Below are 20,970 nucleotides of genomic sequence, written 5' to 3'. Positions count from 1 at the left end.
GACAGCCCGCACTGCGCTCACGGCGATGCCGTGAGCGCAGTGCGGGTTCGCTGAGATGTTCTCGTTCTCAGCGGAGCTCGAACAGCGCGGTCAGCTCGGAGGAGTCGGCCGTGATGACGACCAGCTTGAGGCAGCCGGTGCTGTTCCTCGGCGTCCTCCAGTTGTAGCGGAACACGCCCTCGGTGGCGTCGTACCAGAGCTCGGTGGCCCCGGTGACGGTCGACTCGAGCTCGTCCTGCGCCGCGGTGGTGCAGGACGAAGCCACCGTCCGCAGACCGGTCACGGCGTCGGGGGACGTGAGCTCGGTGTCGGCGGCGAAGACCTCGAACTTCAGCGGCACGGTCGAGCCCGCCTTCACCACGTTGACGACACCACCCATGTCGACGGGCTTGCCGAAACCGGTCAGGCGCCACGGTGCGACGGTGTACGTCCGCCGCTGCGTGGTGGTGTTGCCGGCCAGGTCCCGGGCGGTCGCCACGAGCGTGTGGGTGCCGACCTCGTCGCTCCACCCGGTGACCTCGCACCCGGCTTCGCCGGAGAGCACGTCGCCGGCCTGGCAGGTGGGGGCGTCCGGCACGGACCCGAAGGTGTACGCCGCACCGTCGGCGATGTCGCCGGTCCAGGTGAGGCCGGGCGCGGTGACGTCGCGACGCACCTGGACCGACGAGGTGCCGGAGACGTTGCCGGCCTCGTCGGTGGCGCGGAACAGGAACGTCGTCTCGCCCTCGGGCGCGTCGACCGGTCCGGTGTACGGGGACCAGACGCCCTCCTCGACGCCGTACTCGATGGTGACGTCGCCGGGGCGGTCGTCGGTGGCGGACGCACCGACGGCCACGGGGCCGGTGAACCAGCCGTTGTCGCCGGTGGCCGTGGCCGGGTCGGTCTGCACGGTGACGACGGGCGCGGTCAGGTCGGGCGGCGTGTAGCCGTCCGGGCAGACGCCGGTGAGGTGCTCGTCGAGGCCGGGGCCCTCGCCTGCGGCGAGGCTCAGCACGTGGCAGCCGGCCGGCACGTCGTCGACGCGGAGGTAGCCGCGCTCGTAGGTCGCACCGGTGGCGCGGCCGTCGACGTACACGACCGGGTCGCTCGACTCCGTCGCGCCGGGCACGAAGACGCGCGCGACGGTGTTGCCGGGGATGTGCACCCCGACGTCGGTGCGGTCACCGACGGTGTGGTGTGCGGCGCCGATCGAGCCCTTCAGCGTGGGGAGCCGGACGCCGGCCCACTCGACGGCCGCGGGCTGCGGGCGGACGTCGAACGTGGCGTAGCCGGGCGTGGTCGGGTGGATGCCGAACATGCCCTGCGGGACGTTGTAGGCCGGCGAGGCGGCCCACGGGTGCGAGTAGGTCGTGTTGGACTTCAACGAGAGGTCCCACGCCTCCATGGTGGCGCCGGCCCCCTTGTTGATCATGTTCATCCAGCTCCGCAGGCCGGTGCTGGTGAGCATCCCGTGGGCCACGTCGGCACGGTCGCCGTTGTAGAGCGACTCGAGCACGAAGGCGGCGCAGTAGACGCTGCAGACCATGCCGCGGCTGGCGATGTACTCCGCGGTCTGCGCCGCCTGGTCCTCGTCGGCGAGCCCGAACGCGGTCGCGAAGACGCTGGCCTGGATGGCGTGGTGGTTGATCGGGGTGCCGTCGGCGTTGAGCCCGTCGCGGTAGGCGCCGGTGCTCGGGTCGAAGAGCCGTGCGGTGGCGGCCGCCTTGATGGCGTCGGCCTTGGCGTCGAACGTCGCGGCATCGGCGGTCCTGCCGAGTGCGCGGGCGATGTCGGCCATGTCGCGGTAGCTCTGGTGGCTGATGGCGTTGATGACGGTGTTGTAGGGACGGAAGACGTACCCGTCGCGTTCACCGGCCGGCCAGTCGACGATGTCGCAGTCGGTGCAGCTGTTGGCGCCGTTGGAGCCGGAGTTCTTGCGCACCAGCCCGGTGGAGGCCTCGAACCACTCGTCGGGCAGCTTGGGCACGAGCCGGTCGTAGTTGCGCGCGAGCGCCTCGACGTCGCCGGTCTGCTGGTAGCTGTCGTGGAACGCCAGGATCGTGTACATCGGCCACTCGGTGGGCCACGTGCGGCCGGTGAGGAGGTAGTCGAGGGAGTAGTTGCCCAGCGTCGGGTCGTCGGAGACGAAGAAGTTGGCCATCATCTGGAGGTACGAGTCCGCCTCGTAGGCGTCCCGCTCCCGCGTCCAGGAGTCGACGTACAGGTTGTGGTTGGTCGCGTCGACGGTGTGGCGCGACAGCTGCCACACCTGGTTGAGGTTGTGGTCGGAGGAGTCGAACTGCGCGCCCTCGGGGTCGTACGGGTAGACCTGCGCGAGCGCCGGGAAGTCGTCCTTCCCGAGCCCGGTCGGCGCGCCGAGCACCTCGGCGTAGCGGAAGACCCGCATGCCCCACGTCTCGAGGTGCTGCGCACCCGCCTTGAGCGTCCAGCGGTCCTGGTAGCTGTTGCCGGTGGCCATGGCGAAGCGGACCGTCTGCGGCGACGACAGCGCCTCACCGAACCGCACGTCGAGCACCTGCCCCGCGGTGCCGTCGACGTCGAGGCTCAGGCCGCCGATCCACGTGCGGCCGTAGTCGATGAAGTAGTTGCCCGGGGACTTCTCCACGACGACCTCGGGGTACTTCAGCTGGTGCTCGACCTTGGCGGTCGGGGTGGGCTGGAGGTCGGCGAAGGTGGCCTTGACCGCTGCCGGCTGCCAGGCCGCGTCGTTGAAGTCGGGCTGGTCGAAGCCGGTCGGGAACGCCGCCGACTGGACGTTCTCCTTAGGGGCGGTGAAGTACGACGTCCCGATGCTCCCGGCGGCCGGGTAGACCGTGCTGCCGTTCAGCGCGCGCCAGCCGGCGCCGGTGCCGAACGTTTGCCGCGACCCGTCGACGTACTCCACGACGAGCTGCGCCTGGAACCGCTTGTCCGTCGTCGTGTAGGCGATCGCGCCGAGCGCGTTGGACTCGCCGCTGCGCACGAGCGAGGTGACGTCGAAGCCGTCGTAGCGGGTCTCCCCCGCGATCGGCTGCGTGGGGCCGAGGCCGACGAAGGTGCCGTTCAGCCAGGCCTTGTAGACGAACTGGCGGGTCGGCGCGGTCGAGGCGCCCGTGGCGTAGAGCGTCGCCCAGGCGACCTCCTTGTCAGCGAGGTCGACCTCGCCGCGCAGGAAGGCCCAGTCGGTCGACGCCACGCCGAAGACGCAGTTCTGGCTGCTGCCGACGGCCAGCCGCCCGCCCGAGACGGTGCCGCACGCGAAGTCGGTCGACGGCGCCTCGAAGGAGTTCTGGTAGAGCACCGTGCCCGAGGCGGAGGTGACCCGGAGGTCGTCCCACGTGTTCGTCTCGCTGCCGCCGGTGCGGAAGCCGATGCGTCCCGAGGAGAACGCGGAGGTGACCGTGGTGACGTCGACCTGGACGCCGTCGAGGTAGGTCGTGATGGTGTTGCCCGAGGCGACGATCCGGAAGGCGTAGGTCGTGTTGTTCGCCAGGGTCCTGCCCAGAGGCACGGACTTGAGCTGGGTGAACGTGCTGCCGACCCTCGTGTGCGGGGCGAGGGTGTTGACGCCGTTGCCGCGGAACTGCCACATCAGGTAGTTGCTGGCGTCCTTGGCGCGGAACACGATGGTGGCGTTCTGGGCGGTGATGCGGAAGTTGCCCTCGAGCGTGTAGTCGGCCCACGCGGTGGTGGACTCGTCCCCCACCCAGATCGGCCGCGAGTCCCCCCACGTGCCGCCCGCCGCCGTCCCGAACCGGGAGACCGAGGACCACTCGGACGGGGTGTCACCGTTCCACGTGCGCACCCGCCACACGTAGGACTCGGCAGGCGCCAGGGCCGGCCCGGCGTACGAGACGTTGGTACTCCTCGCCGAGGCGACCCGTCCCGAGTCCCACACGTCGCTGCCACCGAGGCGGTCGGCGCTCTCCGCGACCTGGACCTGGTAGGCCGCCTGCCGGGCGTGACCGACCTGCCAGCCGAGGAGCGGAGCAGTCAGGTTTCCCACGTCGCGCGGCGACGGGAGCTGGCCGACCGTCAGGTCGGTCGGCGCGCCGGCGACCACTGCCGCCGCGGACGCCGCCGTCGTGACCGCTGCCGGCAGCGCCACAGCGCCTGCCAGTGCACCGGTCGCCGTGAGGACGACGGCCAGGGACGATGAGACCAACCTGCGCACGGGCGCGCTCCTTTGTGAAACGTTTCATACGGTGACCGACCAACGGTAGGCGTGTGATGACCGCCACGTCAACAGGTCGTCTCGTGGTGCTCGGAGCCGGCCGGGCGAGCGCGCCCCGGCCGTACGATCTCCGCCGTGAGCACGCGGGAGCCGATCTGGCGGCAGCCGGGCATGGCGCCCCTGGTCATGATGACGTGCGCGGGGTTCTCCGGGTACGCCCTGCTGCTGACGGTCGCGCCCCTGTGGGCGGTCGAGGGCGGGGCGACCACCGCCGGCTCCGGGCTCGTGAACGGCGTGCTCCTGCTGTTCACGGTGCTGACCCAGCTGCTCGTCCCGCGGGCGCTGCGCGCCTTCGGCTGGGGGCCGGTGCTCGCCGTGGGACTGGCGCTGCTCGGCGTCCCCGGTGTCGCGATGTCGCTGAGCGACGAGCTGTGGGTGGTGCTCGCGCTGTCGGCGGTGCGGGGCATCGGGTTCGGCGTGCTCACCGTCACCGGGAGCGCCGCCGTCGCCGCGCTCGTGGGCGCCGAGCGCCGCGGCGAGGCGATCGGCGCCTACGGCCTCGCGGTGGCGGTGCCGAACGTCGTCCTCCTCCCCGCCGGGCCGTGGATCGCCGAGAGCGCCGGCTACTGGGTGGTGTTCACCGTGAGCGCCCTCCCCTTGGCCGGCATCCCGGCGGCGCTGCGTCTCGCGTCGGCGCTCCGCGTCAGCGCACCCGACCTGCACCCGGGCACGAGCTCGTCACCCGACCCGGGCGACCCCGAGTCGGCGGCCTACCGCCGGCTGCTGCGGCCGATGCTGCTGTTGCTGGCGGTCACCCTCGCCGGCGGGGCGGTGATCACGTTCACGCCCCAGATGGTCGACAGCCCCTCGGTCGCAGCGGGCGGCCTGCTGCTGATGGGCGTGACCGCTGCACTGGGTCGCTGGCGGATCGGGCGGCTCGCGGACCGCCACGGCGCCCAGCGCTTCCTCGTGCCGCTGGTCCCCCTCACCGGGGCCGGGATGGCGCTGGTGGCCTGGTCGGTCGCCGGCTCCGACAGCGTCCGCGTCGGCGCGTTCCTCCTCGCCATGCTGCTCATCGGCCTGTGCTACGGAGGGCTGCAGAACCTGACGCTGCTCATCTCGTTCACGGCCGTCTCGCGCCGGCACCACAACCTCGCGAGCGCGGTGTGGAACGTCGGCTTCGACGCGGGGACGGCGATCGGCTCGGTGGCCATCGGGGTGATCGCCGAGCTCACGTCGTTCACCACCGCCTTCCTGGTCGCCGGCGCGATCGCCGTGGCGACGCTGCCGCTCGCGCTGCGCCGGCCGGCCGTCGCCGAGGCGCAGGCCCCGAGGACCCCGCGGGCCGCCGGGTAGGCGCCCGGCGAGTCCCCCGGCTACAGCGGCGTGTCCTGCGGGATCGCCCGCAACACGCTGACGGTGCCGGCCTCCCGGCCCACCACGACCTTCACGCCGTCGAGCCGGGCGAGGGAGGCGCGTACGTCGTCCTCCTCGAGCCCGGTGTCGACCGCGATGTCGACGTCACGCACCGGCACGGTCGTGTCCGGCCACTCGGGCGAGGGCAGCTGGAACGGGTCGAAGTCGGTCTGCGCCGCCGCCCAGAGCTGGAGGGCGGCCTCGCCGACCATGTCGTCGATCGTGGACTCGTCGAGGGTCTCGTCGGGGGCCATGCGACGACCGTACGCGCCGCCGCGAAGGCCCGCGGGGAGGGGCCGGCCGAGCCGCCCCCAATTCGGGGCAACTCGGGCGCCGACGTCCCCGGCGCCCTCGCGCGCCGGGCAACCTCTGGTCATGGAGGGCACGTCACCCGGCAGGCAGGCGGCCGTACGCGAGCTCCTCGCGGCGGCCGAGGTGTTCGCCGAGCTGGCGTGGGCGCAGGAGGTCCGTCGCGACCAGTCCCGGCCGGGCACGGGTCCGCACCACCGGCACGCGCACTCCGCCACGCTGTGGCACTCGGCCGAGCGGACGCTGCGCACCCGGGCCGCGGAGCTCCAGCTGGGCGAGCGCGGGATCAGCGACCTGGAGGTCGGCGCCACCCGCTGAGGAGGGACCGGTTGACTGGCCCCATGGCGACCCGACTCCTCCTGCTGGCCGACACCCACGTCCCGAAGCGCGCCAAGGACCTGCCGGTCGAGGTGTGGCGGGCCGTCGCGGACGCCGACCTGGTGCTGCACGCGGGCGACTGGGTCGACGTACGCCTCCTCGACGAGCTGGAGGCACGCTCGCACCGGCTCGTCGCCTGCTACGGCAACAACGACCACGGAGCCCTGCGCGAGCGGCTGCCCGAGGTGGCCCACGTGGAGGTGGACGGCCTCCGCCTCGGCGTGGTCCACGAGACCGGCCAGGCGAAGGGCCGTGAGGAGCGGATGAGCCGGGAGCACCCGGACCTCGACGTCCTGGTCTTCGGCCACAGCCACATCCCGTGGGACACCACGACCGCCACCGGCCTGCGGCTGCTCAACCCGGGCTCCCCCACCGACCGCCGGCGCCAGCCGCACTGCACCTACATGACGGCGGTCGCCGCCGACGGCGAGCTCGGCGGAGTCACGCTCCACCGGCTCCCGCCACGGGCCTAGGCTCCCAGGCGCGGACGGCGAGCTCCTGCGACCCCGACCGCGCGACCCACCAGCCCACCACGACCTGCAGCGCGCCGAGCGCCAGGAACGCGAGGTCCCACGCGAGCGGGCCGCCGAGGTCGTCGCGCACGTGGTGCACGCCGAGGAGCTGGTGGTCGACGAGTCCCTCGACGAGGTTGAACCCGCCCCACCCGGCGAGCACGCAGCCGAGGTGGAAGCGCCAGCTCGGGGGCAGCCGGCCCTGGCGCCACTGCGCGAGGGTGACGATCGAGGCGCCGGCCACGGCGAACCACGAGAACAGGTGGAAGAAGCCGTCGGCGAGGGTGTTGACCTCCAGCCCGGCGACGGTCGTCATCGGGTGGTCGCCCGTGGCGCTGACCATGTGGTGCCACTGCAGGATCTGGTGCAGCACGATCCCGTCGACGAAGCCACCGAGGCCGATGCCGTACAGCAGCCCGGCGGCGGGTGACGGGGGCTCCCCCACGGACGACGTCATGGGCGCCCCGTACCCCACACGCCGCGTCGTACGCCGTGACCGGACCGCTCCCGCCTCAGGCCTCCGGGCCGCCCTAGCGCCGCGACGGGCAGTCGTCGTTGGTGCACACCCGGACGTCGACGGGCTCGTCGCCGGCGCCGACCACGCCGTCCTCGGGGCCGGCCGGCTCGCGGGCGCCGCCGGACGAGCCGGCGTTGGGGACCAGCCGGACCTCGGAGCCGCAGACGGCGCAGGCCTCGTAGTCGGAGTACACGCGACGACCCTAGCCACCCGGTCTAGTCCTCGGGGGAATCACCGATGCGAGGACCCGAGCGGTCCTGCTGGACTGGATCCCATGCACCGACAGATCGCCAGCTCCCTGACCGGCCGCGTCACCAAGTGGCTCGTCCTCGTCGCCGCCGTCGTGCTGACCGGCGTCATGGGAGGCTTCTCGACCCAGCTCACCGAGGTCCAGGACAACGAGGCCTCGTCGTGGCTCCCGGAGTCGGCGGAGTCCACCAAGGTGCTCGAGGAGCTGTCGGAGACCGTCGACCCCAACGACATCCCGACGCTCGTCGTCTACCACCGCGACGGCGGTCTGACCGAGGACGACCTCGCCGCCATGGAGTCCGACGGCGAGGAGATCGCCGGCCTCGACGGCGTCACCGACGAGGGCGTGCTGACGCCTGCGGCCGCGGAGGCCGCCGGAGCGCAGGGCGCCCCCGTGCCGACGCTCGTCTCCGAGGACGGCGAGGTCGCCTACCTCTACTTCGTGCTGAACTTCGGCGCCGACGGCTGGAACGCGATCCCCGACGCCGCCGACGAGATCCGCGAGATCGCCGTCCTCGACGGCGGCGAGGTCCACCTCGCAGGCTTCGGCGGCCAGGCCGCCGACTCCGCGGAGGCGTTCGAGGGCATCGACACCGACCTGATCCTCATCACCCTCGGCGTGGTGGTCGTGATCCTGCTCTTCACCTACCGCAGCCCGGTGCTGTGGCTGCTGCCGATCATCTGCGCGGTCGTCGCCAACACGATCGCCACCGGCCTGGTCTACCTGCTGGCCAAGCACGCCGGGCTGACTGTCAACGGCCAGAGCCAGGCGATCCTCAGCATCCTCGTGATCGGCGCGGGCACCGACTACGCCCTGCTGCTCGTCGCCCGCTACCGCGAGGAGCTGCGCCGGCACGAGGACCGGCACGAGGCGATGGCCTTCGCGCTGCACCGCGCCGCTCCGGCGGTGCTCGCCAGCGCGGCGACGGTGGCGGTCGGCATGCTGTGCCTGTCGTTCGCCGACCTCAACTCCACCGCCGGGCTCGGCCCGGTCAACGCCATCGGCGTCGCGGTGACCATGATCGTGATGCTGACGCTGCTGCCGGCCCTGCTCGTGATCGTCGGCCGCTGGGTGTTCTGGCCCAAGCGTCCCGCCTTCGGCAGCGCGGAGCCGACCGCCGACGGGCTGTGGGCCCGCGTGGGCCGCGCGATCAGCCACCGTCCGCGCCGGGTCTGGGTCGTGACCACGGGGCTGCTTCTCCTCGCCTGCCTGGGCCTGTTCCGCCTCGACGCCTCCGGCCTGTCGACCGAGGAGACCTACACCAAGGAGTTCGACTCCATCAAGGGACAGAAGCTGCTCGCCGAGCACGGCCTGTCCGACAACTCCAACACCATCCAGGTGACCACCGCCGCCGACCGGGCCGACGACGTCACCGCCGCCCTCGAGGGCATCGAGGGGCTCGGCGCGCCGGGCCAGGTGCAGCCACTGTCCGGCGGTCGTGCCTGGTTCGAGGCGACGATCGACGCCGACATCTCCTCCAGCACGGCCGCCGACATCGTCGAGGCCTCCCGCGACGCCGTCCACGCGGTCGACGGCGCCGACGCGCTGGTCGGGGGCGGCTCGGCGTTCTACCTCGACACCAAGATCGCCTCCGAGCGCGACAGCTGGGTGATCATGCCGCTCGTGCTCGGCGTGGTGCTGCTGATCCTCATCGGCCTGCTTCGCGCGCTTCTCGCCCCGCTGATCCTGATGGCCACGGTGGTGTTGTCCTTCGGTGCGGCGCTGGGCATCTCGGCCCTGCTGTTCGAGTACGTCTTCGGGTTCGCGGGGTCCGACCCCGGGTTCCCCCTGTTCGCCTTCGTGTTCCTGGTCGCCCTCGGCATCGACTACAACATCTTCCTGATGACGCGGGTCCGCGAGGAGACCGCGACGCACGGCACCCGGAAGGGCTCACTCATCGCGCTGGCGTCCACCGGCGGCGTGATCACCTCGGCCGGCATCGTCCTGGCGGCGACGTTCCTAGTGCTCGGCTCGCTGCCGCTGGTCTTCCTGGCCGAGCTCGGGGTGGCGGTCGCGCTCGGCGTCATGCTCGACACGATGATCGTGCGGTCCGTGCTGGTCACGGCGCTGAACCTCGACCTGGGCGGCCGGATCTGGTGGCCGAGCAGGCTCGACCCGCACGACGCGCCGCTGAGCGCGGCCGAGGCCGAGCGGCCGCTGGAGACGGTGCACTAGGAGGGCAGCGTGAGCACCTCGGCGCCGTCCTCGGTGATCGCGATGGTGTGCTCGCTGTGCGCCGTCCGGCAGCCGGTGTCGCTGCGGAGGGTCCAGCCGTCGTCGTCGGTCACCAGCACGTCGGTGTCTGACATGATCCACGGCTCCAGCGCGAGCATCAGGCCCGGTCGGAGCTGGTAGCCCCGGCCGGGTCGGCCGTCGTTGGACACGTGGGGGTCCTGGTGCATGGTCGTGCCGATGCCGTGACCGCCGAACTGCATGTTGATCGGGTAGCCCGCCTCGCTCAGCACGGTGCCGATGGCGTGGGACAGGTCGCCGATGCGCGCGCCGGGCCGGGCTGCCGCGATGCCCGCCGCGAGGGCACGCTCGGTGGTCTCGATGAGCCGCACGCTCTCGGCCGGTCGGCTCTCGCCGACGATGAAGCTGATCGCGGAGTCGGCGGCGACGCCGTCGAGCCGCACCGCGAGGTCGAGGGTGAGCAGGTCACCGTCCTCGAGGCGCTGGTCGCGGGGCCTGCCGTGGAGCACGGCGTCGTTCACCGCGGTGCACACGTAATGGCCGAAGGGTCCGCGACCGAAGGACGGCGCGTAGTCGACGTAGCAGGACTCCGCGCCGGCGTCGCGGATCATCTCGGCGGTCCAGCGGTCGAGCTCGAGCAGGTTGGTGCCGACCCGGCTGCGCTCCTTCAGCGTCTGCAGGATGGTGCCGACGAGCGCCCCGGTGCGGCGGGCGCGGTCGACCTGGGCGGGAGTGAGGATCTCGATCATCGCTCCGCCATCATCGCAGCCCCAGCCGCGCGCACCGCTTCTCGGTGGCACCGCTGCACAGGTCGTCGATCGTGAGCACCCCCTGGCCCACCAGCACCGAGGTGAGCGAGTCGATGGTGACCTCCTGGTCCCGGAAGAGCCAGGACTCCACGCCGTCGACGTCCTCCGCGCCGGCGAGGGGGTCGCCGGCGAGGAACGACACGGCGACGTCGGCGGCCTGCTCGCTCATGGCGCGCGTCGGCACGTAGGTCATCGACTCCTCCTCCCCCCGGAGGACGTCGCGTGCGGCGTCGAGGTCGGTGCCGGCCTGGGTGGGCAGCCGGCCACCCTGCAGCCCGACGAACCGGTCGGAGGCGGGCACGAGCTCGCCGAGGGAGACGACCGGCAGGTCGCTGCCGGTGAGGGTGCCGAGGTCGTCTGCGTCGACCGGCACCACCACGACCACGTCGGCGGAGTCCGCCTCGGCCTGCCGGGCCTGGCTCTTCTGGGTGTCGGCGTCGCCCTGGGCGTCGTACACCCGCACCCGGCACTCGTCGCACGTCGCCTCGACGCGGTCGGTGAAGCCCTCCACGTCGACCGCGCGCGAGGACGAGTCCGAGCCGTCGGCGACGAGGAGCGCGACGGTCGGCTCGTCGCCGCCGCACCCAGAGACCAGGGGTGCGACGGCGACGAGCACGAGGGTGAGGAGACGGGCGCGGAGCATCCCGAGGAGGTTACGACCTAGCCCCGCCCGCTGGAGGAGCGGGCCCGCCTCGACACGGAGTCGATCGCGACCGCCAGCAGGAGCACGCCGCCGGTCACCATGAAGCGCACCGAGGAGTCGACCCCGACCAGGTTGAGACCGGTCTGGATCGCCTGCAGCACGATGATGCCGAGCATGGCGGCGTACGCCGAGCCCCGACCGCCGAACAGCGACGTGCCGCCGATCACGGCGGCCGCGATGGCCGTGAGGTTGGTGTCGGTCGTGCCGCTCGCCTGCGAGACGCTCGTCTGGAGACCGGCCTGCAGCAGGCCGCCGAGCGCCGCGAAGAGCGACGTGAGGGCGAACACCGAGAAGTAGACCCGGTTGACCTTGATGCCGGAGCGCCGGGCCGCCTCCTCGTTGCCGCCCACGGCGAAGACGTGCCGTCCCCAGCGGGTGCGGCGCAGCGCCACGTCCATCAGCACGACCAGCACGGCGAACAGCACCCAGAGGTAGCTCCAGCCGCGGTCGATGTTGACGTAGTAGGACAGGAACCCGAGCCCGACGAGCAGGGCCGCCGCCTTGAGCGCGATCAGCACCGTCGGCGGCGAGCTCAGCCCGGCGGCCGAGCGCCGGCGCACCTGCAGCAGCTGGGTGCCGGCGTAGACCGCCGCCACCAGCACGACCAGCACGTAGGACATGGTCGGGCTGACGAACTCGAACCGGGTGAACTGCACCAGGAAGGAGTCCGAGGGCAGGTTGATGGTGCCCTGCGTGCCCAGCACGTAGAGCAGCGCACCCTGGAAGCCCAGCAGTCCCGCCAGCGAGAACACGAACGACGGCACGCCGACCCTGGTGTAGAGCACGGCGTAGAACGCCCCGATCAGCAGGCCCACGGCGAGCGCCGCCAGGATCGCCAGGACCATCGAGTAGCCCTGGTTGACGACGAGCACCGCCATGATCGCCGCGGTGAATCCGCTGACCGAGCCGACCGACAGGTCGATCTCGCCGAGCAGCAGCACCAGCACGATGCCGAGCGCGATGATGCCGATGGGCGCCGCGAACTGGGTGATCGACACGATGCTGCGCGAGCTGAGGAACCGCGGCTCCGCGGAGTAGAACCCCACGCAGATGACCAGCAGGCCGATGATGACCGGCAGGCTGCCGAGGTCGCCGGCACGCAGGCGGCCGAGGAACTGGCGGACGTAGCCGCCCACGCCCTGGGCGCGGATCAGGCGCTCGTCGGCGAGGTCGGCGGCGATGCTGTGGTTGGCCGTGTCAGTCATGGCTTCCTCCGTCCCGACGGGCGGCACGCGAGGCCACCACGTTGTCCGACGCACCGGTGATGGCGGCCACCAGCTGCTCGGTGGTCACGTCCTCGACGCGGAACTCCGCGGCGTTGCGGCCCAGCCGCATCACCACGATGCGGTCGGCGACGGCCTGCACGTCGGCCATGTTGTGGCTGATCAGGATGACGCCGAGGCCGGTCTCACGCAGCCGCTCGATGAGGTTGAGCACCTCCGCGGTCTGGGCGACGCCCAGCGCGGCGGTCGGCTCGTCGAGCATGACGACCTTCGGCTTGCCGACCAGGCTGCGCGCGATGGCGACGGTCTGGCGCTGCCCGCCCGACAGCGAGGCGATCGGGATCCGCACCGACGGGATCTTGGCGGAGAGGGTCCGCAGCAGGCGCCACGACTCCTTCTCCATCTCGACCTCGTTGATGAACGGACCGGTCGACTCCTCGCGGCCGAGGAAGAGGTTCGCGACGACGTCGAGGTTGTCGCAGAGGGCCAGGTCCTGGAAGACCGTGGCGATGCCGAGGGCCTGGGCCTCGGAGGGACCACCCACTGTCACCTTGCGGCCGGCGAACGTGATGTCGCCGGCGTCGGGCTGGTACACGCCCGAGATGACCTTGACGAGGGTGGACTTGCCGGCGCCGTTGTCGCCCACGAGGGCGACGACCTCGCCCGCTCGGACGTGCATGTGCACGTCCGAGAGGGCCTGGACGGCTCCGAACCGCTTGGAGATGCCGGTCAGGGACAGCACCGCGTCCCCGACCGGCACCGTCGACTCGGGAGTCGAGGTGGAGGTGTCCGACATCAGGAGATGCCAGCCGCCTCGCACGCCTCGGCGTACTCGCCGGTGCAGATGTCGTCGGCGCTGTAGAAGCCGTCGGCGATCACCGTGTCGGCGACGTTGTCCTGCGTGACGACGATCGGGTCGAAGATGTAGGAGGTGACGCCCTCGTACTCGCTCTGCTCGACGCCGGACTCACTCGTGGTGGGCACCTCGTCGCCGTTCGCGAGGGCGACGGCCACCTCGGCGGCGGTCTCGGCCTCGATCGGGATGGGCTTGTAGATCGTCATCGCCTGCTCGCCGGCGAGGATCCGCTGGATCGCGGCGACCTCGGCGTCCTGGCCGGTGATCGGGGGCAGCTCGTCGGCGGCGACGCCGGCACCGGTCAGCGCGGCGACGACGCCGCCGGCCTGGCCGTCGTTGGCGGCGTAGACGCCCTGGATCTCCGAGGGGTCGTACTTGCTCAGCTGGTCGGTGGTCCAGTTCTGGGCGTTCTCGGGGCTCCAGTCGGGGTTGTCGTACTCCTCGAGGATCTTCACCCCGGACGAGTCCAGGACGCTGTGCGCGCCGGCCTTGAACTGCGCGGCGTTGGGGTCGCTGGGGGCGCCGTTGAGCATCAGGATGTTGCCCTTGTCGCCCATCGCCTCGACGAGCGCCTCGGCCTGCATCTTGCCGACGGTCTCGTTGTCGAAGGACATGTAGTAGTCGGCCTCGGCGATGAAGCGGTCGTAGGCGACCACCTTCGCGCCGGAGTCCTGGGCGGACTGGACCATGCCGCCCGCGCCGGCACCGTTGACCGGGTCGAGGACGACGACGCTCGCGCCCTCGGAGATCGCGGTGTCGACCTGCTGGGTCTGCTTGGACTCGTCCTGGTCGGCGTTGTAGTAGACGACCTCGCAGTCGTCGCACAGCTCGGCGACCTTGTCCTCGAACAGCGGGCGGTCGAAGGCCTCGTAGCGGGTGGTCTTCGACTCCGGCAGCAGCAGGGCGATGACCTTGCTGTCCCCGCCGCCGTCGGCGCTGTCACCGCCGCCGCTCTGGGCCTCGTTGGCGCCACACGCGGTCAAGCTCAGCGCACCGATCAAGATCGCGGCGCCGATTCCGGCGACGCGGTGGGTTCGTGACATGGGTTCTCCTGGTGGTGATGGCTCGCGACGAGCCCGTGGGTTCGTGACGAGTGTGGTGACCATCACCACTTGTCGTCAAGAGTCGAACGCAAAACTGTCCAAACCGTGACGGAAGCGGATCTTGTGTGTGTGTCTTGACGATTAAGGCTGCGTCCCCCACGCTTGCGCCATGTCCGTCACCGGCTCCCCCGGGACGACCGCGTCGCTGCGGTCGGCCAACCAGCAGCGCGTCGTCGACGTCCTGCGCTCGGGTGACCGGGTGACCCAGGCCGACCTCGCGCGACAGACCGGGCTCGCCCCGGCGACGGTCTCCAGCATCGTGCGCGAGCTGTCGGCCGCGGGGCTGGTGTCGACCGAGCCCGGCGCCGGCCGGCGGGGCACGACCGTCGTCCTGGCGCCGTCCGCCGGGGTCGTGGCGGGCGTGGACTTCGGCCACAGCCACGTCTCGGTGGCCCTGGGCGACCTCACCGGCAGCCTGCTCGCCGAGCGGCGTACGCCGTTGGACTCGGGCCACCCCAGCCACGCGGGCCTCGACGCCGCCGCGCGCCTGCTCGACGAGGTGCTGGCCGACGCCTCCGTGGACGCGACCACGCTGCGCTGCCTCGGCATGGGCCTGCCCGCGCCGATGACCGACGGCGTGGTGCGCAGCTCGGCGATCCTGCCGGGCTGGGTGGGGGTGAACGCCCTCGACGCGGCGCGCGACCGGTTCGGCCTCGAGGTGCACGCCGAGAACGACGCCAACCTCGGCGCGCTCGCCGAGCACCGCCAGGGCGTGGCGCGGGGGCACGCCAACTCCGTCTTCGTGAAGGTGTCCTCCGGCGTCGGCGCCGGCATCGTGCTGGAGGACCGGCTCTTCCACGGCAGCGGCGGCACCGCCGGCGAGATCGGCCACCTGACCCTCGACGAGTCGGGGCCGGTGTGCCGGTGCGGCAGCCGCGGCTGCCTCGAGGCCTACACGTCCACCGGCGCGCTCCAGGCGATGATGACCACCCAGCTCCCGGGGGCGGGCGTCGACGAGATCGTGGCCGCGGCGCGCGAGGGCAACGTCTCCGCGGTGCGCGCGCTCGAGGACGCCGGGCTGCACCTCGGCTGGGCGCTGGCGAGCGTGGTCAACCTGCTCAACCCCGGGCTGGTCGTGGTCGGCGGCGACATGGCCCGCGCCGGCGAGCTGCTGCTCGAGTCGGCCCGCATCGGCCTGCGCCGCCACGCGCTCGACGCCGTGGCGGCCACGCCCGTGCAGGCGTCGGAGCTCGGCGAGCGGGCCTCCCTCGTCGGGGCCGTCCTGCTGGCCGCGGAGCGCACCGAGCTGACCGCCGTCTGACCACCGAGACCGGGTGTCCTCGCGACGGACCGCCGCACCGCGTCGGTCCGCCGGCCGACCCCGCGGAGGTGGGACGCCCCTGCTTCCGGGTGGCGCGACGAATACCGCGGCCGCGGACGGGGAACGGATGGGAGGCCGGCGGTCGACGCCGGCACTCCAGTCACGAGCTTGTGGCAAAGGAAAGGGTGATCCACGTGATCGTAGATCTCATCGTGCTCATCATCGTCGGAGCAATCATCGGCCTGCTCGGGAAGTTCGTGGCTCCGGGCGACAAGGACAACATCCCCATCTGGCTCACGATCCTGTGCGGCATCGGCGGCGTGCTGCTGGGCTACTGGATCTACTCGCTGTTCGGCGGCGACGGCTCGCGCGGCGTCGACTGGGTCCGATGGATCGTCGCGGTCCTGACCGCGGCCGTCCTCGTCGTGATCGCCTCGACCGTCACGGGGCGCAACACCGGGAGCCGTTCGCGCATCTGAGGCGACCGCACCACGCACCACGCACGAGGCCCCGCGTCCCACGGACGCGGGGCCTCGTCGCGTCCGGGTCAGTGAGCGGAGGGACGCCGGCGCCGAGGCGCCGGGCGGGTCGGGTCGTCGTCCGGGGCGTCGACGTTGGCGGGCACGACGATGGGGCGCAGCTTCGCCCACAGCAGGAAGCACGCACCCACCGCGAGCAGCCCGAGGCCCGTCCAGAGGTTCGCGTTGACCCCGCCGGTCTTGTCCGGCTCGTGCTCCCCGAGGAGACCGGCCAGCGCCAGGATCACGCCGTACAGGCCCATCAGGACGCCGATGATGTTGCGGATGTCGAAGAGGCCGGCCTTGTGGGGCTTGCCGGTCGTCTCGTCGGACTCGGTCGTGTGGGACATGGTGGCCCCTCTCCCTTGGTGGTAGGTCAGAAGGCGAAGTTGAGGACGATGACGATCGCGAGGGCGATGCCGGCGAGCGGCGCCGTGCGCTGGTACCACGGCATCGACGCCTCGTTGGGATCGGTGCGGTCCTCGCGCGGGGTCTCCGAGTAGACCAGGCCCCGCAGCTCGGACGCCGGCTTCGGCTTCGTCACCAGGGACACCACGATGCTGAGCACGATGTCGACCACGAAGGCGACCGACGCTGCGAGGAACGCCACCCCCTGGCCGGACAGCTCGAAGAGCCCGGCCGCCGCCAGGCGGTCGACCGCGATCGCCGACAGCGTGCCGGCCACCAGTCCCACCCAGCCGGCTGTGGGGGTCATCCGCTTCCAGAACATGCCGAGGATGAACGTCGCGAACAGCGGCGCGTTGAAGAACCCGAACAGCGTCTGGAGGTAGTTCATGACGTTGTCGTAGCCGAGGGCGATCTGCGCGGTGAAGATGGCGATGACGGTGGCGCCGACGGTGGCCAGGCGCCCGATCCGCAGGTAGTAGTCGTCGGAGTGGTCCTTGCGGATGTAGCGCTGCCACAGGTCGTAGGAGAAAACGGTGTTGAAGGCGGAGATGTTGGCCGCCATGCCGGCCATGAACGCGGCGAGGAGGCCGGCGATTGCGAGGCCCAGCAGACCGTTGGGCAGGACGTCGCGCATGAGGAGCAGCAGGGCGTCGTTGTAGGCCACGCCCTCGCCCGAGGCGCCGCCCTCGGGACTGCCGCCGTTCTTGAGGTCGATCATCTCCTGCACCAGGACGGCGGAGATCATGCCGGGCACGATCACGATGAACGGCACGAACATCTTGGGGAAGGCGCCGATGATCGGCGTCTTCCGGGCCGCGGAGATCGAGTCGGACGCCATCGCCCGCTGCACCTCGACGAAGTTGGTGGTCCAGTAGCCGAAGGACAGCACGAAGCCGAGACCGAAGACGATCCCGATCACCGACAGGAGCGGCGAGTCGAAGCCGGAGAGCGCCTCGCCCGGCCAGGCGTTCAGCTGCTGCGTCGCTGGTGGCGCGTCCGAGGCGGACGCCGCGCCGTCCGAGGCGGCGTTGATCTTGTCGGTGAGGCCGTCCCAGCCGCCGACGCGGTGCAGGCCGATGAGGGTCAGCGGCAGCAGCGACGCCACGATCACGAAGAACTGCAGGACCTCGTTGTAGATCGCCGCGCTCAGTCCGCCGAGGGTGATGTAGGACAGCACGACCGCGCCCGCCACGATCAGCGCGACCCAGATCGGCCAGCCCAGCAGGGCGCGGACGATCCCAGCCAGCAGCGCGAGGTTGACGCCGGCGATGAGCAGCTGGGCCACGGCGAAGCTGATCGCGTTGACGAGGTGCGCCCCGGTGCCGAACCGGCGGAACATGAACTCCGGCACCGACCGCACCTTGGAGCCGTAGTAGAACGGCATCATCACGACGCCGAGGAACAGCATCGCCGGGACCGCGCCGACCCAGAAGTAGTGGAAGGTCGGCATGCCGAGCTGGGCGCCGTTGGCCGACATGCCCATGATCTCGACGGCGCCGAGGTTGGCGGAGATGAAGGCCAGCCCCGTGACCCAGGCCGGGAGGGAGCGGCCGGAGAGGAAGAAGTCGATCGAGTCCGACACCGATCGCCTTGCCATCACGCCGATGCCGAGGACGAAGGCGAAGTAGATCGCGACCAGCAGGTAGTCGAGCCAGTTCGCGTCGATCAAGGTGTCGGACACGGGTTACCTCCCAGAGTTGGTGAGCCGGGGCGGGCCACCCGTCAACCTAGACCTGACCGGCTGTCTCCGCGACCACCCCTCCGTGGGTCGGCGCGGCCGTCACCGGGGCCGGCGCGCGCATGAGGCTCGCCACGCGGACGGGGGCCTCGAGGTGCGGGGAGTGGCCGACGTCGTCGAGGAGGTGGGTGCGCCAGGTGGGCTGCAGGCGGACGAGGTCGTCCAGTCCCGACGGCTTCAGGACCCGGTCGAGGGCGCCCTGCACCACGGTCGCGGGGGTGCGGAGCCCCTCCAGGGCCTCGCGGTAGCGCCGACCGCCCGCCACGAGGAGGCCGACGGAGCGGGCCGCGCGGACGAAGGTGGCCAGCGGGTCCTCCCCCTCGTCGTACGCCGCCTGCAGGTCCGCGGCCAGCGCGACCACCAGGTCGTCGAGGTCTTCCAGCGAGGCGCACGTCAAGCGCAGCCCCTCGCGGACGTGCTCCTCGAGGGTCCGCCGGCTGGCCTGGCGGCGCAGCGCGGCCAGCCCGACCTTGGGCCAGAGGCACAGCGCGACGTGCGGGAGGAGGGACATGCTCACCTCCGGCAGGCCGACGCGCGGGACCGGCGGGGCGAGCAGCAGCAGCCGCTCCACCAGGTCCGGCGCCATCTCGGCGGCGAGCGCCGACACCGCGGCACCCATGGAGTGGCCCGCCAGGACCACCGGGCCCACCCCGAGCTGGTCGACGACGGACGCGACGAGGCGCGCCGAGTCGGGCACGGCGAGCGATCGCCCCGCCGACGGCGACCGGCCGTGCCCGGGCAGGTCGATCGCCAGCACGCGGTGGGAGCCGTCCGACGCGGATGCGAGCGGCCGCCAGCTCTCGGCGGACCCGGCCAGGCCGTGGACGCACAGGACCACGGGGGCGTCGGACGGCCCCCCGAGGTCGGCGACCCGCACGGGGCCGTCGACGTCGACGACCAGGGATCGGTCGGGGTGGCGCACGGCGGCCTCCTCTGGGTTGCGTGCCGACCGGCCGTGCTCTCAACCGGACCTGCTCGTACCCAAATTGACGCAGTTCAGTACTGCGACGGGGCGCCGGGCCGCGTCCTCAGCCGCCGGCGGTGGCGATGAGGCCGATCGACTCCGCGTGACGGCGTACGGCGTCGCTGTCGGCGGCCAGGACGAACGGCACGTCGTGGTCCCAGGCGTCGGAGACCGCCTCGACGCGTCCGTCACCGGGGTCCAGCCGGGTCTCTCGGATGTACACCGCGAGCACCCGACCCGGGTGCTCGCGCACGATGTCGGCGTAGATCTCGGGGTCGCGCTCCCCCGAGTCGCCGACGAGCACGAACGGCAGGTCCGGGTGCAGCTGCATGACCTCCCGGATCCGGTCGTGCTTCTCCTCCCGGCCCTCGGTGGTGCCCAGCAGGTCGCGCAGGAGGACCGGCCCGAGCGGGAAGCCGCGGTGCAGCAGGAATGCGTCGAGGAACGCGTGCAGGTTCCACGGGCTGGAGGACACGTAGAAGACCGGGTTGGTGTCGCCGCGCGCCAGGTCGCGGTAGAGCTCGACGACGCCCGGGAACGGCGTGCGCGTGAGCGCGGACCCGGTGAAGGTGTGCAGCAGCATCCGGCCGATCCGCTGCACCCCGGTCTCCAGGATCGTGTCGTCCACGTCGGAGATCACGCCGAACGCGGCCTCCTGCGACGGGACGCGGACCTGGGATTCGGTCGTGTGCGGCTCCGTGAGCCCGCGGTGGACCCCGTCGAGCTCGACCGTCGCCGTCGCCCACGGTCCGGCCAGCAGCCCGGGCTCGAGCCGCACGCGGAAGTAGCCCTCGCCGTCGGACACCGCCGCCGCCTCCGCGTCGCCCACCCTGACCCGCAGCGGCACGCCCGGCAGCTCGTCGGTGAGGAAGGCGCGGACCGAGCGCCCGACCGCGGCACGCACGCCCTCCCCCTCCACGGCGCTGGACAGCGGAGGGTCGTCCACCACCCGACCGCGTACGACGACGCCGGCGCTCGTCCCGTGCCCGCCGTAGGACTCGATGCGGAAGTGGGCCGGAGTGCGGGACGCCCCGCGCCGCGCCCTGGCGCTGTCCCAGGCGTTCTCCGCCGCCACGATCCACCGACGGGCTCCCATGCGGTCACCCTAGAGGCAGGTTCGGTCGTGGTTGTGCTGGTGGTCGTGGGTGTGGGGCGGTCGGCGTGGGTGAGCACGCGCGAGGGTGGGTGCGCCGCGTGGGCCTCCCGGTCGTCGCAGCCCGCCGCCGGTCGTCCGTGGGGGTGCGCTGAGGGCGACCGCCCTCGCGGGACGGGGTGCGCGCACGAGGCGGGCGCGCACCCCGGGCCGCGGCGTGCGTGTCGTAGACGAGGTGGTCTCCCCGCCAAGGCTTCCGGTCGGGCAGCACTATCCACAGCGTCGTTCAACCCATGGCCGCTGTCGGTGGCGGCGCCTAGAATCGAACACATGATCGGGCCAGTGGCTGACGCGGACGCAGGTGCCGTGGAGGACCTCACCGCTTTCGAGCTGCTGTTCGCGGCGCGTGAGGCGCGTGTGGCGGAGAACGCCGCTGCGGCTCGGCAGCTCGACCTCGCGGCCCGGTGGGCCGACCTGCACCCGCCGGAGTCGATCCACTCCGCCGCGACGTTCACCGTGCCGTCGTGCGAGCACGAGGAGCCCATCGCCGGCGACGGCTGCCCGCT

General features: G+C 72.0%; 20 protein-coding genes. 7 read left to right on the top strand and 13 right to left on the bottom strand.

Annotation, left to right across the window (positions count from 1 at the left end; translation table 11 throughout):
- Positions 1–67: 67 nt before the first annotated feature.
- Positions 68–4,153 carry a family 78 glycoside hydrolase catalytic domain gene (locus J3P38_RS16425; protein ID WP_210504398.1) on the bottom strand — a complete coding sequence of 1,362 codons (4,086 nt, stop codon included), beginning with the start codon at positions 4,151–4,153 and terminating at the stop codon, positions 68–70.
- Positions 4,154–4,288: 135 nt separating this feature from the next.
- On the opposite strand from J3P38_RS16425, the gene J3P38_RS16420 reads away from it, so the two are divergent.
- Positions 4,289–5,509 carry an MFS transporter gene (locus J3P38_RS16420; RefSeq protein ID WP_210504397.1) on the top strand — a complete coding sequence of 407 codons (1,221 nt, stop codon included), beginning with the start codon at positions 4,289–4,291 and terminating at the stop codon, positions 5,507–5,509.
- Between the two features lie 20 nt (positions 5,510–5,529).
- Here J3P38_RS16420 and J3P38_RS16415 read toward each other — a convergent pair whose 3' ends face one another.
- Positions 5,530–5,823, bottom strand: coding sequence for a hypothetical protein (locus J3P38_RS16415; RefSeq protein WP_210440022.1), 294 nt, complete (start codon positions 5,821–5,823; stop codon positions 5,530–5,532).
- Positions 5,824–5,944: 121 nt separating this feature from the next.
- On the opposite strand from J3P38_RS16415, the gene J3P38_RS16410 reads away from it, so the two are divergent.
- Together J3P38_RS16410 and J3P38_RS16405 are read left to right on the top strand one after the other, a co-directional pair.
- Entirely contained in the window at positions 5,945–6,196 is a 252-nt protein-coding gene (locus J3P38_RS16410) for a hypothetical protein (protein ID WP_210440021.1), read from the top strand.
- A 23-nt stretch (positions 6,197–6,219) separates the two neighbouring features.
- Positions 6,220–6,729 (top strand): metallophosphoesterase family protein, encoded by a 510-nt coding sequence (locus J3P38_RS16405; RefSeq protein ID WP_210440020.1) that lies wholly within the window; start codon positions 6,220–6,222, stop codon positions 6,727–6,729.
- Here J3P38_RS16405 and J3P38_RS16400 read toward each other — a convergent pair.
- A complete protein-coding gene (locus tag J3P38_RS16400; protein ID WP_210440019.1) occupies positions 6,698–7,225 on the bottom strand; it encodes a DUF2243 domain-containing protein in 528 nt (175 codons plus the stop codon). The two genes, J3P38_RS16405 and J3P38_RS16400, sit on opposite strands and share 32 nt — an antisense overlap.
- Positions 7,226–7,298: 73 nt before the next feature.
- A complete protein-coding gene (locus J3P38_RS16395; RefSeq protein ID WP_210440018.1) occupies positions 7,299–7,478 on the bottom strand; it encodes a hypothetical protein in 180 nt (59 codons plus the stop codon).
- Between the two features lie 81 nt (positions 7,479–7,559).
- On the opposite strand from J3P38_RS16395, the gene J3P38_RS16390 reads away from it, so the two are divergent.
- A complete protein-coding gene (locus tag J3P38_RS16390; RefSeq protein ID WP_210440017.1) occupies positions 7,560–9,710 on the top strand; it encodes an MMPL family transporter in 2,151 nt (716 codons plus the stop codon).
- Here the strand turns inward: J3P38_RS16390 and map are convergent.
- From map to J3P38_RS16365, 5 genes are read right to left on the bottom strand one after another with little or no spacing between them, the layout of a single operon-like run.
- On the bottom strand, positions 9,707–10,477 hold the full coding sequence (gene map, locus J3P38_RS16385; RefSeq protein ID WP_210440016.1) for a type I methionyl aminopeptidase: 771 nt from the start codon (positions 10,475–10,477) through the stop codon (positions 9,707–9,709). The genes J3P38_RS16390 and map overlap by 4 nt on opposite strands.
- Before the next feature lie 10 nt (positions 10,478–10,487).
- Positions 10,488–11,180, bottom strand: coding sequence for a type 1 periplasmic-binding domain-containing protein (locus tag J3P38_RS16380; protein ID WP_210504396.1), 693 nt, complete (start codon positions 11,178–11,180; stop codon positions 10,488–10,490).
- Positions 11,181–11,197: 17 nt separating this feature from the next.
- A complete protein-coding gene (locus tag J3P38_RS16375) occupies positions 11,198–12,445 on the bottom strand; it encodes a sugar ABC transporter permease (protein ID WP_210440014.1) in 1,248 nt (415 codons plus the stop codon).
- Complete coding sequence (locus tag J3P38_RS16370) at positions 12,438–13,259, bottom strand: ATP-binding cassette domain-containing protein (protein WP_210504395.1); 822 nt, start codon at positions 13,257–13,259, stop codon at positions 12,438–12,440. Before J3P38_RS16370 ends, J3P38_RS16375 begins: the two co-directional genes overlap by 8 nt.
- The gene (locus J3P38_RS16365; RefSeq protein ID WP_210440012.1) at positions 13,259–14,362 is read right to left on the bottom strand and encodes a substrate-binding domain-containing protein; all 1,104 of its coding nucleotides are present in this window, start codon (positions 14,360–14,362) and stop codon (positions 13,259–13,261) included. The genes J3P38_RS16370 and J3P38_RS16365 overlap by 1 nt, the downstream gene beginning before the upstream one ends.
- A gap of 169 nt (positions 14,363–14,531) precedes the next feature.
- Between J3P38_RS16365 and J3P38_RS16360 the strand changes: the two genes are divergently transcribed.
- Together J3P38_RS16360 and J3P38_RS16355 are read left to right on the top strand one after the other, a co-directional pair.
- Positions 14,532–15,683 carry an ROK family transcriptional regulator gene (locus J3P38_RS16360; protein ID WP_210440011.1) on the top strand — a complete coding sequence of 384 codons (1,152 nt, stop codon included), beginning with the start codon at positions 14,532–14,534 and terminating at the stop codon, positions 15,681–15,683.
- A 194-nt stretch (positions 15,684–15,877) separates the two neighbouring features.
- Positions 15,878–16,162 carry a GlsB/YeaQ/YmgE family stress response membrane protein gene (locus tag J3P38_RS16355; protein ID WP_210504394.1) on the top strand — a complete coding sequence of 95 codons (285 nt, stop codon included), beginning with the start codon at positions 15,878–15,880 and terminating at the stop codon, positions 16,160–16,162.
- Between the two features lie 68 nt (positions 16,163–16,230).
- Here J3P38_RS16355 and J3P38_RS16350 read toward each other — a convergent pair whose 3' ends face one another.
- The 4 genes from J3P38_RS16350 to J3P38_RS16335 form a co-directional block, all read right to left on the bottom strand.
- Positions 16,231–16,551, bottom strand: coding sequence for a hypothetical protein (locus J3P38_RS16350; RefSeq protein WP_210504393.1), 321 nt, complete (start codon positions 16,549–16,551; stop codon positions 16,231–16,233).
- A gap of 26 nt (positions 16,552–16,577) precedes the next feature.
- A complete protein-coding gene (locus J3P38_RS16345) occupies positions 16,578–18,290 on the bottom strand; it encodes a sodium:solute symporter family protein (RefSeq protein WP_307807964.1) in 1,713 nt (570 codons plus the stop codon).
- A 46-nt stretch (positions 18,291–18,336) separates the two neighbouring features.
- Positions 18,337–19,269 carry an alpha/beta fold hydrolase gene (locus J3P38_RS16340; protein WP_210504392.1) on the bottom strand — a complete coding sequence of 311 codons (933 nt, stop codon included), beginning with the start codon at positions 19,267–19,269 and terminating at the stop codon, positions 18,337–18,339.
- Positions 19,270–19,375: 106 nt separating this feature from the next.
- Positions 19,376–20,407, bottom strand: a complete 1,032-nt coding sequence (locus J3P38_RS16335; protein WP_210504391.1) for an App1 family protein — start codon at positions 20,405–20,407, stop codon at positions 19,376–19,378.
- Between the two features lie 327 nt (positions 20,408–20,734).
- Here J3P38_RS16335 and J3P38_RS16330 point away from each other — a divergent pair.
- On the top strand, positions 20,735–20,970 hold a 236-nt coding region (locus tag J3P38_RS16330; protein WP_210504390.1), incomplete at its 3' end, for a hypothetical protein.

Source organism: Nocardioides xinjiangensis, from assembly GCF_017916455.1.
Lineage (GTDB): Bacteria > Actinomycetota > Actinomycetes > Propionibacteriales > Nocardioidaceae > Nocardioides > Nocardioides xinjiangensis.
The sequence above is the reverse complement of the archived record's forward strand: the minus strand, read 5'-3'. Positions and strand labels throughout refer to the sequence as shown.

What these genes read in the sequence shown, in the direction of transcription:
- J3P38_RS16415 (WP_210440022.1), bottom strand. Translation starts at nt 5,823, where the DNA reads ATGGCCCCCGACGAGACCCTCGACGAGTCCACGATCGACGACATGGTC.
- J3P38_RS16410 (WP_210440021.1), top strand. Translation starts at nt 5,945, where the DNA reads ATGGAGGGCACGTCACCCGGCAGGCAGGCGGCCGTACGCGAGCTCCTC.
- J3P38_RS16405 (WP_210440020.1), top strand. Translation starts at nt 6,220, where the DNA reads ATGGCGACCCGACTCCTCCTGCTGGCCGACACCCACGTCCCGAAGCGC.
- J3P38_RS16400 (WP_210440019.1), bottom strand. Translation starts at nt 7,225, where the DNA reads ATGACGTCGTCCGTGGGGGAGCCCCCGTCACCCGCCGCCGGGCTGCTG.
- J3P38_RS16390 (WP_210440017.1), top strand. Translation starts at nt 7,560, where the DNA reads ATGCACCGACAGATCGCCAGCTCCCTGACCGGCCGCGTCACCAAGTGG.
- map (WP_210440016.1), bottom strand. Translation starts at nt 10,477, where the DNA reads ATGATCGAGATCCTCACTCCCGCCCAGGTCGACCGCGCCCGCCGCACC.
- J3P38_RS16380 (WP_210504396.1), bottom strand. Translation starts at nt 11,180, where the DNA reads ATGCTCCGCGCCCGTCTCCTCACCCTCGTGCTCGTCGCCGTCGCACCC.
- J3P38_RS16375 (WP_210440014.1), bottom strand. Translation starts at nt 12,445, where the DNA reads ATGACTGACACGGCCAACCACAGCATCGCCGCCGACCTCGCCGACGAG.
- J3P38_RS16370 (WP_210504395.1), bottom strand. Translation starts at nt 13,259, where the DNA reads ATGTCGGACACCTCCACCTCGACTCCCGAGTCGACGGTGCCGGTCGGG.
- J3P38_RS16365 (WP_210440012.1), bottom strand. Translation starts at nt 14,362, where the DNA reads ATGTCACGAACCCACCGCGTCGCCGGAATCGGCGCCGCGATCTTGATC.
- J3P38_RS16360 (WP_210440011.1), top strand. Translation starts at nt 14,532, where the DNA reads ATGTCCGTCACCGGCTCCCCCGGGACGACCGCGTCGCTGCGGTCGGCC.
- J3P38_RS16350 (WP_210504393.1), bottom strand. Translation starts at nt 16,551, where the DNA reads ATGTCCCACACGACCGAGTCCGACGAGACGACCGGCAAGCCCCACAAG.
- J3P38_RS16335 (WP_210504391.1), bottom strand. Translation starts at nt 20,407, where the DNA reads ATGGGAGCCCGTCGGTGGATCGTGGCGGCGGAGAACGCCTGGGACAGC.